The organism is Paenibacillus sp. S33, assembly GCF_053615415.1.
Map to the genome: position 1 here is coordinate 4779776 of NZ_JBSIEZ010000001.1, position 15386 is coordinate 4795161.

Consider the following 15386-nt stretch of genomic DNA (forward strand, 5'->3'; position numbering starts at 1 on the left):
CTGCTTCTGGCTCCTCTGCTTCAATATGCTTGCTGCGGACGAGCCACCCGAAGACGGGCTTTGGTTTAACATTGGGTTCGGAATTGGATTTGGGGGTGAACAAGGGATGTTCCTCCCATCGATGTAAGGCTTGCTGTAGGATCCCGGTCGGCCAGCAGGAAGTCGGCCGTACCTCCGGATTCGGCACCGGAGCTGCCTTTGTCGAAGCCTATGTTTAAGGGATATTGATACACTCTATGTACGATTTGTATATTCCCCCGCCTGGTGTGGATAATTAAAGATCCGGCTGCGGGGTAGTGAGCTTTTCCTGACGATTAGATGTGACGATGGTGCTGCATGAGGGTGAAAGCGTTATCTTAACATCAGGGCCGCACGGCCCCGGAAGGCACTTCCGTGCCTCTTGCCGGGGCGGCCACCGGCTTGGCCGAGCTTAGGTCGTTACCAGCAAATCCTGGGTCTCCTGAGAGATCACCTGCTGCATACTGGACTTGATAATGTCGCAGCCGGCGGCCAGATACTCCATCGAGACGGTCAGCGGAGGCATGATCTTTAGTACGCTGTCTCCTCTGCCGGCTCTTTCAATGATGAGCCCGTTCTCGAAGCTGATCTCCGTCATCTGCTTCGCCCCGGCTTCATCCGTGAAGCCCGAGACGTCAATGCCCCAGATCAGGCCGAGTCCGCGGATGGCGATGGACGGATGCAGAGGCTTGATTTCTTTGTCAAAGAACGAGCGCACAAACTCTTCCTTCTGCTTCACCTAGGCTTCCAGGGCGACTCTGTCCCGGAACTCGAGAGCGGCCTTGGCGGCCGGCTTGTCGATTCCGGAGTGCGAATCAGTCAGGATATTCTCGATATAGCCGAGCGTATCCATTTCTGCGAAAGCCCCGCTCGGGTGCGGCATGAACGTAACTCCGCCCAGAGGAGCCCCGCCCCTTCCCTCATGGACTTGGAGCTTGTCGCCGACAGGCTGCCGATCGACATGCCGTGGAAGCCGCCCATGAATGCGAATATCCCGGTTCTCTTCTTCGCCTTGCATGCGAGCTTAAGGGCCGCTTCCACCGCGTTCGTCCCCGTCGGACCGCAGAATTGAAGCTTGTAATTCAGCTTCTTCGGCTCCAGGATCCGCTCCGAGAAGCTCCGGATGAATTCGCGCTTGGCCATTGTATACATATCCAGACCGTGCATAATCCGGTCGGAGGTCAAGTAATCGAGAACCCGGTCCTTGATATAATCGTTGTTATGACCGTAATTCAGTGCCCCGGCACCTGCAAAAAAATCAATATATGCTCTTCCGTCCTCAGAATATAGCAGGTCCCCACCTTCTGACGTCATGGATCAAACATATTCTCGGCTGTCATTTTCCACAATTGTCGGTCTCCGCATGCCGGCTTGCTGGGTAGCCAGTGGACTGGTCTCTCGCACACAGCTTGGATTAGGTATAAAAACCATCCAATTCTATTTTCTATCATAATTGGAAAGTTGACCTAGGTAGAATTATATCAAAATTTCCAATAATGTATAGTAAAACTTCAGTTAAATTTGGTCAACACGGTGTTAATATTTTGCCTAAAAAGAGCGAATGGAGAAGAAACGCTGGGAATGGTTTGCCATCAATCGAGGAATTCGACGCATGTCGACATTCAGGCGGGGTGCCGGCCGATTTGGGAGATCCTCCCTGTAGACATTCTCTGCCGGTGCTCCGAATCCTTGCGCTTTGCGATAACTTAACATGATTACCTGACGAATTTCTGGAAGCCTGGCTGGAAACGTGACTGGATGTCAGCTGGATATTCTGCTGGAAAATCCGTTGGATACTCGCGTTTTGGTCGGGTGTAACGTTAATTCCAGACGTTCCATTATCGTTCGAATGATCTCGTATGCCCGATCCGCATCCTTCTTGGGGATACATTGGCGCTTTACGGGTTGCGGAATGTGCAATAAATTTTATACTTTCTTCTTGTTTTACTGTAAGTAACATATCTGTAGTCATAATGATGGGAAGCTTATTCTTGGGGTCAGTTGGATGTTTAATGCCTAACTTTTGTGCAATATAGAGGGTTTTATCTAGGGGTAATAAAGGAAATTGTTCGCGAATATCAATCTCTTGTCTGACCACTCCATTTGGTAATGATGTGCCAATTCAAAGTGTTCAGACAGATAATGGTGAAGTCGACCACTTTTCCAACCAAGGTTTATATTCCGAAAAGTGGCCTTGACCTCTTCCTTCTTTGATTTTCCGTTGAATAGATGCTATAGATTTACTTGATCGAATTTTGTTCATTATTCACCATCTTTTTAGAACTACTAAATCAGAGTAAAGTTCAGTTATCTTTTTCTACTCCTAAGATATATTTTAGTTTTACTTCAAAATACAAATGTAGAATATAACAACTCACAGCTTTATACAATAGCAAAGTAATATTTTTTAGCTATATTTTACTTGGTATCCTATTCATAGCTACTCGTAGGGTACAGTAGGGTATGAATAAGCTATAATATGGGCTATAAGTAGGTATAATTAGTAAGCAGATGGGTCGGGTTAAAACCTATTTGATATTCTCAATAGAGGTGAACTCATGAATACTTTGGGACAGCCATGTAGAAATTTAAGACTACTCCATAAGTGGACATAAGAGGAACTTGCTAATAAAATCGGGGTAACCAAATAGGTTGTTTCTAATTGGGAGCGAAATGTAGCACGACCTGAAAAAATTAATCATTTAATATCTTTAGCAGAGGTTTTTGATGTTACAACCGATTATTTACTTTATTGCTAATCAAATGACGTTCCCCTACTGTGTGGACACAATGATACAATTCATTCGGACCTTAATAACGAGAAAATCAAAAAATCCTTTGATCTTTTAGCATTTCTAAATTCTGGTTTTCGAATTGAATTAAATGGGCAGGTATTAGAACAAGAAGATTTGAATCTAATCGGTAAAAATATTACCTTTTTAATGGAGCATTTTGTCTCTCCTTTAAAGAAAAGATATAGTAAATAGAAAATTTTAGTACCCATTAGTTCGCTTAAAGAAGTAGCGCCTCACACCTTCTTTTACAATTTAATTAACTTTGTGTTAGCTGAAGTTTTACTTTTAGGGATAGTCTTTCAATATTTCTTTTGCAAGTTTCATTAGTTGCACACTCTGTAAATAGGTCTCTATGTTAAGACCTTGTAATGATTTAAAAATAGTGTTCTTTGATACAGGCGTATCTCCAAAGATTAACCACTCTATATGGGAATTGAAGTTTTCTTTAATTGCTATAATTATATCAAGAGAGGGTCTGTATTTATCTTGCTCGAGCTCACTCAACGTTCCTTGAGAAATTCCAATTATATTTGCAAACTTTATTTGATTTAAGTTGTTTGTTTTTCTAATAGTTCGAATTCGTTGGCCTATTGTAGACATAATGCCCTCCTAAGCTAAAAAGATCCCGATATATCATCGGGATCTTTCTTGATGTTTATAAGGCTATAATACTGACTAGTTCCAGACTTTTTTTTCTGGTTCCAGAGTTTCTTTATTGGTTCCACACATTTTTTACTGGTTCCATACTTTTTTATCATCAGACAAAAAGTCATAATAGCAACTAAAGCTTATTCTACAGTAACACTTTTCGCTAGGTTACGTGGTTTATCAACATCATGACCCAGTGCAAGAGAAGCGTAGTAAGCCAACAGTTGGAGAGATACAACTGAAATTGCAGCAGACAGAATTGGAAGTGTCTTCGGAATGGCAAATACCTGATCCACGGACTTCAGCAACTCAACTGCGTGCTCTTCGTACGTAATCGCAAGAACATCTGCACCACGAGCCTTGACTTCCTTAATGTTGCTCACGGTTTTCTCCAACACGGATTCCTGTGTTACCAAAGCGATAACCGGAATGCCGTCTTCAATCAATGCCAGTGTACCATGCTTCAATTCACCCGCAGCATAAGCCTCGGAATGAATGTAGGAAATTTCCTTGAGCTTCAGGGAGCCTTCCTGTACTACAGCATAGTCCTGACCGCGACCAATAAAGAACAGGTGCTTGTGGCTTGCAATTTGCTCAGCATAGGCTTTGATCGCATCTGCTTTACCCAGCATCTCTTCCACTTGCTCTGGCAGGGATTCCATAGCAGCCAGCACATGAGCCACTTGCTCATCCGTTTGTGTGCCACGCACTTGAGCGAGATACAAACCAAACAGATAGAACGCAATCAACTGTGAAGAATATGCTTTAGTGGAGGCTACGGCAATTTCCGGTCCTGCCAGTGTAACCAACACATCATCTGCATCACGGGCGATGGAGCTGCCGACTACGTTTGTAATCGCCAGTACATGAGCGCCATTTGCTTGTGCTTCACGCAAGGCTGCCAACGTGTCAGCAGTTTCACCGGATTGGCTCACCACGATCACCAATGTCTCTGGTGTTACGATAGGTGAACGATAACGATATTCGGAAGCCACATCATTTTCTACCGGTATACGAGCCAGACTTTCAATAACTGTACGACCAATCAAACCAGCATTGTAAGCTGTACCACACGCAACAATTTGAATGTTGCGGATATTTTTAATTTGTTCTTCTGTCAGCTTCAGCTCAGGAAGAACAACTTTTTTAGTATCTTTATCGATACGGCCCAACATTGTGTCACGATAAGCCTTAGGCTGCTCGTGAATTTCTTTCAACATGAAATGCTCATAGCCGCCTTTTTCCGCTGTTACAGCATCCCATTCGACATGAATCATTTCCCGAGAAATAAATTGGCCTTCGATTGTCATTAATTCGACAGCATCACTGGTCAAAACAGCCATTTCGCCATCGTTCAAAATAAATACATTGCGTGTATATTTCAGAATAGCCGGAATGTCGGAACCGATAAAGTTCTCGCCTTCTCCCACACCAATAACCAGCGGGCTAGCTTGACGAACAGCAACCAGCTTATTAGGCTCGTGCTCTGTCAGCACACCCAGTGCAAAAGCACCGCGCATAAAGGTAATTGCTTTTTGTACTGCTTTAACGATATCCCCTTTATATTCACGCGCAACCAGATGGGAAATAATTTCCGTGTCCGTTTCGGAAATAAAGGTATGACCTTCGCTGATCAGCTGCTCCTTCAGCTCCAGATAGTTCTCAATAATTCCGTTGTGAACTACGGAGAACTTTTGACTCTCATCCAAATGTGGATGGGAGTTTTCATCAGAAGGCTTACCGTGCGTTGCCCAACGTGTATGTCCGATACCTGCATGGCCTACCAACGGCGTACCATCCAGTTTAGCTTCCAGATTCGCCAGACGACCTTTAGCCTTGGCTACTTGCAATCCTGAATCTGTAAACACGGCAATACCCGCAGAGTCATAACCGCGATACTCCAGCTTCTTCAATCCGTCAATCAATACCTCTTGCGTATTCTGATTACCAATATATCCTACAATGCCACACATATTCGTTATCCTCCCGATCATCATTTCACAAGACGACTCATCACAGGACTAACGTGTGCGGTAGATTGTGGAATAAAGTTCATTCATCTATGAAGTTGTCAATGATAACTATAGAATTTACAGGCATCTCTTCACGAATGTAACGAAATTCCCAAACCGCGCACGCCAATGATGATGGCCGCACATTCATGAAATGAATCTTATAATTTAGGTTATAAAATAATAAAGGCATCTACCGGTGCGTTGTGTAAACAGTTGCCTGTTCATTTTCCGCTGCCGGTTTACGGCTCGATGCTTCACCGGAAGGTCCCCGCCGAATGTTTCGAACACCTTCACCTCGTCAGCTTGTTTTGTCGTGAACCGATTTGCGGGCAACTTTATCTCAACTGAATCCGTTGCTTTCCACCAAGTTCCCCCGCACAAAATCAAGCTCTGGCGCTTGTATTACGTTACCTTACAACCCTCGCTTTCTCTATCTGAGTCACAGCATCCCTATATTATATTCAGCTAAGTATCATTTGGCAATGACACTTTATTCATAATTACACCATGAAGGCCATAAATCGTTAGTAAATAACCGCAAACGCCGTTGCCTGCTTCTTTTTCACAGGCAACCGACGTTTACAAAATTTTAAACTAATTCTTTCTTCACGACATCTACGATCTGACCGACAAATTGCTCCAGTTCGTCCTTATCCGGGCCTTCGGCCATCACACGAATAAGTGATTCTGTGCCTGAAGCACGGACCAATACACGCCCATTATCGCCCAATTGTTGTTCCACCTGCTCAATTGCTTCTGCAATGGCAGGATTCCCTTCGTAATTGCGTTTGTCCTGCACACGCACATTTACGAGCACTTGCGGATACTGTTTCATGAGCGATTTTAGCTCACTCATTTTCTTGCCGGATGCTTTCAAGGTATCTACCAGCTGAATCCCAGTCAGCATGCCATCGCCTGTCGTATTGTGATCCAGGAAAATAACATGACCAGACTGCTCACCGCCTAGGTTAAATCCACCCCGTCGCATTTCTTCCATCACATAACGGTCCCCGACCGCAGTTTTTGCAGTCTTGAGTGCCAGCTTTTCAGTAGCTTTATAAAAACCGATATTACTCATCACTGTCGATACAATGGTGCTGTCCTTGAGTTTTCCCGCACGGTTCATTGCATCTCCGCAAATGCAGAGAATATAGTCGCCGTCTACCTCTTCCCCGTTCTCATCAATCGCGATTAGACGGTCGGCATCGCCGTCAAAGGCCAAACCAATATCTGCTTTCAAGCGGCGTACTTCCTCTTTCAGCTTTTCAGGATGAGTCGAGCCGCAATGATCATTGATGTTCAAACCGTTCGGCTCGGCACCAATGGTGTGTACCTCAGCTCCCAGTTCTGCAAAAAGCTTCGGTGCCAGCTCATAAGCTGCTCCGTTAGCACAATCCAGTACAATTTTTAACCCTTCAAAAGAATGGCTAATTGTTGTTTTCAAGAACTCCAGATAATCGTAGCGAGAATGCTCGTCTACAACAACCGTTCCCAATCCACCGCCAATCGGACGAGGCAGTTGGTCTTCTTTTGCATCCATGAGCTCTTCAATTTTCAATTCCGTTTCGTCTGTCAATTTAAAACCGTCACCGCCAAAAAACTTAATGCCGTTGTCTTCAACTGGATTGTGTGATGCTGAGATCATTACCCCAGCGTCAGCTTTCAATTGACGTGTGAGATATGCCACCCCAGGTGTCGAAACAATACCTAGACGAACCACATTAGCCCCAATGGACAGCAAACCGGCTACAAGAGCCGATTCCAGCATCAGTCCGGATATCCGTGTATCCATACCAATAACAACTGTCGGTTTCTCTACATTACCTGCTAAAACATATCCGCCGCAGCGGCCAATGCTATATGCCAGTTCGGCTGTAAGTTCCTGATTAGCAACGCCTCGTACACCATCTGTACCAAAATATTTCCCCATGTAAAATGACTCCCTTTTTTTGTCTAATAAATCTTGATTATTTACTACAGATAAAACATGTTATGGCTGACTGTTCTCCGAGGTTCCATTCGCAGAAGAATCTGCGCCGTTATGAGGATTTGTTTTATCCTCCGCAGCTGCGTTGTCCCCGGTCTTAGCGTCAGAGTCCCCACCTTGACTGCCTTGCCCCTCCTGTGGCCTCTCCTGCCCCTTTTCGCCACTACCAGAGGGGTTTGATTCATTCTCACTATTCGGATTCGTTACAGCAGGCGTAGAAGGGCTCTCAATGTTGACCGTTGCCTTTAGTTGGCCAGCATTTCCGGCTTGCGTAATATATTTAGGCAAGCCTACTTTCAGAGTAACCTCGTGTTGACCAGCCGCGAGGCCACTTACATCTGCCACCAAACTAATATCATCATTGGTTAAATTGTTTACCATATCCTGCGGGCCCTTCACAGTAACATCCATCGTCTTACCTACGGGTGCTGTAACAGTCGTAGTCGCTTTATCTCCTGCACCTTGTAAAACGATTGGGATGCCTGACAGCGTCCGTTCCGTATCTGTGACTTCATTGGAAGGGACGACGGTCACCTGAATTTGTATTGACCCTGGCTCGATTTTATCAGAACCTGAGGGGGCTGCCAAATTAGCTTGAACTGTACGAGTCCCCGCTTCCGTGAATTGACTTAAATCCAATGTAGCCGTGACGTAAGAGCTGAGGCTGCTCAATACATCCTGCGATGCATATACCGCCGCTTCCTTCACGTTTGCATTGACTTTAGAAAGCGCCAATCCGTCTGGCAACTCTCCAGCATAGACAATCTTAACAGGCACAGATTTCGCCTGCTGAGTTACCGGAATTTCAACGGACACAGTGGATGGCTCAATGACCGCTCCTGTAAGTTCCTGTCCCTTTTTGTTATAAGCCTTCAGTTTTACACGCTTCTGTTCAAACTTTTCTGAGATACCATCCGTATTAACAGCCCCTTGAACGGCAGTAACGGTACTCAACTGGCTTTTAGGCAAGGTAACCTTCACAGTTTGAGGAGCAATTACAGGCTTCCCAAGCTGCAGTCCCCCATCTGGGTTTCCTTTAGGAACTATAGATACATTAAATGATTTCGTTTGTTTTTCCTCAATCGTCACTGTAACACGGTTAGGAGTCATAGACACCAACTCCACTCCATCCGGCAAGTCCGGTTCGAGTGACAATGTTTTAGTACCTGCTCCTAAGCCGTTTAAGTTTAGCTTTGCCTGATAATTATCCGCGAAAAAAGAAGTCAGCACAGAGCGCTGTCCTCTGACCTCCATCTTAACATGGTCAGTATCCATGGTAGATAATACATATTTTGAATCATCCAGACCACTAGCCTGAATGCCCACATTATCAATCACTTTATTATTATAAGAAACGGTCAGCGTAGATGAAGGTGTACCTGTATCTAGATGGACCATTCCCCATAGCAGGATAGCAACCGCAAGCGCCAATATCTTGGAAATCGTATTATTGTTAATCCATTTGTCCATCATGAATTTCCACGGCCTCCCCTCCGATTCCAGAATGAGCCGCGTTTTTCCTTCAAAGACGGTGTTGGCCGCAACTCCTCATACAGCTTGGAGATTAGGGATTCTTCCTTAATGTCGCGCACGACCTGTCCATTAATGGCCAAAGAAATTTGCCCTGTTTCCTCCGATACCACGACAGTTACGGCATCCGTTACCTCACTCACCCCAATCGCAGCCCGGTGACGGGTTCCCAACTCCTTGCTGATGAACGGATTTTCCGATAATGGCAAATAACAGGCCGCAGAAGCAATCTGTTTATTTTGAATAATCACCGCACCATCATGCAAAGGCGTATTAGGAATGAAGATGTTAATTAGCAGTTCAGAACTGACTACGGCCTGTGTCTTGATACCAGACTCCGTATATTCGTTTAGCCCTGTCTCGCGCTCAAATACGACCAAAGCTCCTATTTTCCTACGTGATAAATAATTCAGCGCCTTAATCATTTCTCCGATTAGCTTGTTAATCTCTTCATCATCCGCAGACGAACGCCCAAATAATTTGCCACGCCCCAACTGCTCCAGTGCACGACGCAACTCAGGCTGAAAAATAATAAAGATAGCCACCACACCAAAGGTGAACATCTGGTTCATCAACCACTTGAGCGTATACAAATCAAACCAGGTGCTAACCGCCCAAATGACAACCAGAAACAGAATCCCTTTCAACAATTGAACTGCACGCGTTCCGCGAACAAGTAAAATAAGCTGATACATAATATAGGTTACGATCAAAATGTCGATAATATCTTTAATGGACTCTTTCCAAGTCAGGTCCGCAAAATAATCCAACATGCGCATGCCCCCGCAATTTTCTGTAGTGAGTGGGTGTAATATGTACACAGTATGCTCTCTCTATCTAGGTTATAACGATCAGGCTCACGTTGCAAGCTGTGTGACAAAAGAACCGCTAAAATCAGTAAAATACAGTACAATTCGCCAGCTTCATATACAAAAAAACGCCTTTTCCAGCGGAAAGAGGCGCTCGATATTGTCCTTGCCATTTCAAGCTTCTTTTATGGAGAAGAGGGTCCCCCGAATAAATCAGTAACCTTGTACCAAATCCAATCCAAGGTTTGATCAATACTTTTAACCTGTCCTGCAATATGGGCGGTGGACGCTTGATAATAAGAACCATCAATCACAGTTACATTTCCTTCCACATCACCGTATACACGGGCTTCACCATTTTGCACTGTTAAATCTCCGGCAATGGATTTCCCTTCAGGCACAATCACAGTATCACCCTGAATAACGACTTGATCCAGTTGGCTTCCTTTGACTACCAATTGATGGTCCGTGCTAGAAAAGCTGGCCATGCTTGAGCATATAACAATAAGGAAGAAGGCAGCGGCTGTTACAGCGGGATGCCTTTTCACCCACGTCAGCATAGGCACCGCAGTCTGTCTTTTATGCGGCGGCAAAGCATTCATAATGCGAAATGTCAGCTCATCCGATACACACGGCACTTGATGATAGCGTGTACCGTAAAGCATCGCATCCGTCCGCTCCAGCTCTTTAAAACGCATGCGGCATTCCGGGCAGTCTAACAAGTGCTGTTCCAACTCATGTTTGTCCTGCTCAGACAGGTCGCCATCTAGATAGTCATGCATAAAAGAGACGGCTTGTTTGCAATCCATATGAGCCAATCCTTTCTAATATTCTTCCGTGTTTCTCAACATAACATGCTCCGGCTTAGAAACTTTGCTCATCTTACATACGTTACAACGAGCATTATGTTTCATAAAAACATCTATGCAGACTCTTCTCCTAGAATCTATGCGTATGATCTATAGCTTGTGCTCCAGTTTTTTGCGCAGAAAATCCCGCCCCCTGTGTACTCTTGTCTTAATAGTGGTAACTGGGAGATTGAGCACATCGCTGATTTCCTGTAAGGAAAGCTCCTGCAAGTACCGTAAAACCATAATCGTTCTGTATTTATCTGGAAGGCTGTCAATGGCGTCATGAATCAAAGCCTGCGTTTCGGACAGAAGCGTACTCCCCTCAGGGGTAAGCTCTTCACTGGCGAGCATGGCGTACCCATCGACACCTTCCTGATCATTCATTTCAGCATCAAGTGAGTATGTAGGTTTTCTCCTTCGCAGACGATCAATGCACAGATTTGTAGCAATTCGATAAATCCAGGTTGAGAACTTCTGTCCATGATCATATTTTTCCAAATTACGATACACACGCAAAAAAGTTTCCTGCACCAGATCCTCCGCCTCATGGCGATTACCTAGCATCCGGTAGGAAAGATGAAAAATCCGATCTTTATATAACTCGACTAACTCCGCAAAAGCTCGCTGATCGCCTTTCTGTACCAGCCTTACCAAGCGGCTTTCCATATTATCCACTCTATACTCCCCCAGACTTGCTGATGGGTTACTTATTACATGTTTATGATTATTCATCGTAGTTTAATTTTATCCGGAAATCAACTGTAGTATTGTTACTAACTGTAAGCACGCCTGCCATCAATATACAAACAGCACAATCGGGCACCCCATGAGTACCCGATTGCCTGTTTTCGTACAACCGTACTATATCAGCCCGTATTTCTTAAGCCTGCTGCAATTCCGTTAATTGTCAACAATACCTCACGCAGCATTTCAGTGTCATCACCGTTCTGATCCCGCAGCTCCCGTAGCTCACTTAGCAATTGAACCTGCAAGTAACTTAACGGATCGACATAAGGATTACGCAACCGGATAGATTCCTGAATAACCGGCACGTCGTCCAAAATCTCGGATTGTCCGGTTATTTTCAAAATCAACTCAGATGTCAGCTTGAACTCCGCTGATATCTGCCCGAAAATACGCTGCCGGGCCTCTTCGTTATCCGACATCCCAGCGTACTCTTCTGCAATCAGTAAATCCGCTTTAGCGATTGCCATTTGCAGTGTATCAATAAGTGACCGGAAGAAAGCAGAGTCCCTAAACATCGTTTGCAGCACTTTGAGGTTATCCTCATTGTTTTGATAGAAGCTTTGCAAACCTGTTCCAGCCGCATACCATGCAGGTAACAAGTAACGGCTTTGTGTCCATGCAAAAACCCATGGAATGGCGCGTAAGTCCTCAAAACGTTCGCTGTTCTTGCGCTTGGACGGACGAGATCCAATATTCAGCTCGCCCACCTCAGGCAACGGTGTAGATTCTTTGAAGAAGTTGAAGAAATCCGGATCTCGGAAAATCAAATCTTGATACTTATCCAGTGAAACTTGGGAAATGCGGGCGATAATCTCCTCCCAGCTCTCCTCAAACACTTCCTTCTTCCCGGAACGATGATATGCCACAGCCGTAATCAGCGCCGATGTTGCCTGCTCCAAGCTCCGGTACGCGATGCCTCTAAGCGAGTATCGGGATGATAGCACTTCACCTTGCTCCGTGATTTTGATTCCGCCTCCAATCGTATGAGGAGGTTGAGCCAAAATACTGCGATTAAGTGGCATTCCTCCACGACCCAGCGCACCTCCACGACCGTGGAAAAACTTCACTTTTACGCCAAACTCATTAACTACTTCCGTAATGCTGTTCATAGCGACCCGAAGTTCCCAGTTCGCTGTAACCACACCGCCATCTTTATTACTGTCCGAATATCCCAACATAATCTCCTGAAGCTGGTCCATCGCAGCCACAGATTGTCGATATACAGGCAAGTTCATCAATCTTCTCATAATATCGGGTGCAGCGTGCAGATCATCTATTGTTTCGAACAAAGGGACGGATTGCAGCGTACAGATAACAGTGCCATCCTTCTCGATGCGGAACAGGCCTACCTCTTTGGATAAGACCATAACCTCCAGTAAGTCACTGGCTCCCTGAGTCATACTGATCAAGTAGCTTGTAATGGACTGCTTGCCGAATTCCTCCTGAGCCAAATAAATCGTACGATATACGTCAAGACATTCCTGTGTGCTATCGCTATATTTTAAATACGGTGAAGTAATCGGACGAGGTTCATTCAGCAGCTTTTCCAGCAGATTTATTTTTTCCTCTTCTGATAGCTTACTGTAATCCGATACAATATTCATTTTAGACAGAATTTCAGTCATCGCATTTTCATGTTCCTGACTATGCTGACGCACATCCAGTGTAGCTGTATGGAATCCAAACAACTCTACCTGGCGAATCATCTTTTGAATATATGTGTTTGCCACATAATCGGCAAAATGATGACGCAGGCTGTTGTCAATAACATTTAGGTCTGCAATGAGCTCTTCCGCAGAATTATAACGCTCATGGGTACCCTGTTTGCTTTCATCCAGGATGTTGTTCACTTTAGCAATCATATATGCCAGTTTAATGCGGTAAGGCTCTTTTTCGTTATGCCATACTTCCATCTTTTTAAGTGTAATATGAGTACGATCTTCTTCAATAGAAGCCAGCAGATCATCGGAAACTCGCACAATGCTGGTGCTGAAACTCAAGTAACCCATGAGTTCTTTTAACGTGTGCTGATATTCTCTCAAAGCCAACTTGCGCTGCATACGTAACGTTTCCCAAGTCACATGAGCTGTCACAGACGGATTGCCGTCCCGGTCTCCACCGATCCAGGAACCAAATCTCAGATAAGTGGGTATGTGCCATTTTTGTTCGGGATAATATTTGTCCAAACATCGTTCCAATTCTTGGTACACATCTGGCAGTACATGAAACAAGGTCTCGTGAAAATAATACATTCCATTTCTTACTTCATCTAATACAGTTGGCTTGCGATCACGCAGCTCATCTGTCTGCCACAGCGTAATTACTTCGTTTAGCAGATTCTCCCGTACCTGTTCCCGCTCACGTAAGGTAAGCATCGGATTATCCAGCAGCATGACGTCCTCGGAAATGCGCTTGTGGATATCAAGTATTACTCGTCGTGTCGCTTCTGTAGGATGTGCGGTCATGACCAGCTCCAAAGAGAGCTCATTCAGCAAGTTGCTAACGTCCTCGGCGGAGAAGCCCCCTTGTTTAAGCTCCTGAACGGAACTTTCAATGGAACCAGGTTGAACATCTTCACCAGCGGAATGCTCATAATCCCGCTTACGACGAATACGATGGTTTTGCTCAGCGATATTCACCAACTGAAAATAAATCGCAAACGCGCGAATAACCTGGTGACGAATATCCGTATCCAGTCCGCTGACCATTTGTTTGAAATCCTCATACAACTCCGGTTGATACCCGGCACGTAACGATTTACTTGTCTCACGTATTTTCTCCACGATATCCAAAAGTTCGTTGCCACCCTGATGAACCAAAACCTCACCAAGAATATTCCCTAGAAAACGAACGTCCCGCCGCAGCAGATTGTTGGATTGGTTTTTGTTAGCGGTTAACGTAAGCTCAGTCATGCTTTTCCCCCCATCTGATCTGTTCCACACCATATACAGTTGTAGCAAAGGTACGTATACACACGAAATTTGACACTTTCTTAACATCATACAATAAAAACGCATGAAAAGCTGCAAAATTTACAGTAAAAAATCATGTTTTTGAAATACTTCTTTTGAGAAAATATTGGATTTTTATGCAAAAAGATGAAATTTATAATAGAAATGAATGTATACACTAGTGATGCGTGAAACATTATGCACAGTCTCTTATAAAGAGTGTGGTTTTAAAGGTGCAAATTCATGCAACATGATGTGTATATGTTTATTAATTGTTAACAAAGTCAACCCCATTATCCTTCTATCCACAAAGATATACACAAATTAGCCATATCCTCAGTGTTTCTAGGGCATTTCCTCTTTAAGACTTCGCTTTTTACCCACATAAATAAATGGGAATGTGCACAACGCAAGAGCAGATGCAGAGTTATCACCATGAATTCGTACCATAATAGCTATAGGATTCCTATATTCAAAGGATTTGATCACGAAATTAGCCTTACTGCAGGAGAAAAGGGGTACGCTTGAGGGGAAATTCGGGATCTAGACGTCATAGTAACAAGAGCCTATGTACAATATGCACAAGTCATCCCCAACTGTGCATGACAGGAGACATAACTGCATTAACTTATATACATAGAAGTAAATGTAATGTGGACAAAATAAAAAGAAGCCTTTCGGCTTCTAGGTAATCGGTAAGCGGGTGATGGGAATCGAACCCACGCTATCAGCTTGGAAGGCTGAAGTTCTACCATTGAACTACACCCGCAAATTAGTATCGGGATGACACGATTTGAACATGCGACCCCCTGGTCCCAAACCAGGTGCTCTACCAAGCTGAGCTACATCCCGATATTATACTTTTTTAAATATGGCGCGCCCTGAGAGATTCGAACTCCCGGCCTTTTGATTCGTAGTCAAACGCTCTATCCAGCTGAGCTAAGGGCGCAAATATGGAGCGGACGACGGGAATCGAACCCGCGACCCTCGCCTTGGCAAGGCGATGCTCTACCGCTGAGCCACGTCCGCAAAAAC

The 15386-nt window shown here is 44.6% G+C and carries 8 protein-coding genes, 4 tRNA genes and 1 pseudogene; all 13 read right to left on the reverse strand.

Annotated elements, in window-relative coordinates; translation table 11 throughout:
- Positions 1-430: 430 nt before the first annotated feature.
- Positions 431-1314, reverse strand: a pseudogene (locus ACWGXJ_RS21705) (aminotransferase class III-fold pyridoxal phosphate-dependent enzyme); the annotation flags it as partial.
- 1784 nt (positions 1315-3098) lie between these two features.
- The gene (locus ACWGXJ_RS21710) at positions 3099-3413 is read right to left on the reverse strand and encodes a helix-turn-helix domain-containing protein (RefSeq protein WP_452567588.1); all 315 of its coding nucleotides are present in this window, start codon (positions 3411-3413) and stop codon (positions 3099-3101) included.
- Positions 3414-3601: 188 nt separating this feature from the next.
- Positions 3602-5434, reverse strand: a complete 1833-nt coding sequence (gene glmS, locus ACWGXJ_RS21715; RefSeq protein WP_061832056.1) for a glutamine--fructose-6-phosphate transaminase (isomerizing) — start codon at positions 5432-5434, stop codon at positions 3602-3604.
- A 631-nt stretch (positions 5435-6065) separates the two neighbouring features.
- Positions 6066-7406, reverse strand: coding sequence for a phosphoglucosamine mutase (gene glmM / locus ACWGXJ_RS21720; RefSeq protein ID WP_013312125.1), 1341 nt, complete (start codon positions 7404-7406; stop codon positions 6066-6068).
- A gap of 60 nt (positions 7407-7466) precedes the next feature.
- The gene (locus ACWGXJ_RS21725) at positions 7467-8936 is read right to left on the reverse strand and encodes a CdaR family protein (RefSeq protein WP_452567589.1); all 1470 of its coding nucleotides are present in this window, start codon (positions 8934-8936) and stop codon (positions 7467-7469) included.
- Positions 8933-9766 (reverse strand): diadenylate cyclase CdaA, encoded by an 834-nt coding sequence (cdaA, locus tag ACWGXJ_RS21730; RefSeq protein ID WP_013312127.1) that lies wholly within the window; start codon positions 9764-9766, stop codon positions 8933-8935. The genes ACWGXJ_RS21725 and cdaA overlap by 4 nt, the downstream gene beginning before the upstream one ends.
- A gap of 221 nt (positions 9767-9987) precedes the next feature.
- Entirely contained in the window at positions 9988-10611 is a 624-nt protein-coding gene (locus ACWGXJ_RS21735) for an anti-sigma factor (RefSeq protein ID WP_013312128.1), read from the reverse strand.
- Between the two features lie 150 nt (positions 10612-10761).
- The gene (gene sigW / locus ACWGXJ_RS21740) at positions 10762-11328 is read right to left on the reverse strand and encodes an RNA polymerase sigma factor SigW (RefSeq protein WP_016818747.1); all 567 of its coding nucleotides are present in this window, start codon (positions 11326-11328) and stop codon (positions 10762-10764) included.
- Between the two features lie 191 nt (positions 11329-11519).
- Positions 11520-14312, reverse strand: coding sequence for a phosphoenolpyruvate carboxylase (gene ppc, locus ACWGXJ_RS21745; RefSeq protein ID WP_452567590.1), 2793 nt, complete (start codon positions 14310-14312; stop codon positions 11520-11522).
- Between the two features lie 737 nt (positions 14313-15049).
- Positions 15050-15120 (reverse strand) — tRNA-Gly (locus ACWGXJ_RS21750).
- Between the two features lie 9 nt (positions 15121-15129).
- Positions 15130-15203, reverse strand: a tRNA-Pro gene (locus ACWGXJ_RS21755).
- Between the two features lie 20 nt (positions 15204-15223).
- Positions 15224-15300 (reverse strand) — tRNA-Arg (locus tag ACWGXJ_RS21760).
- Between the two features lie 5 nt (positions 15301-15305).
- Positions 15306-15380: transfer RNA gene (locus tag ACWGXJ_RS21765), tRNA-Gly, on the reverse strand.
- Positions 15381-15386: the final 6 nt, after the last annotated feature.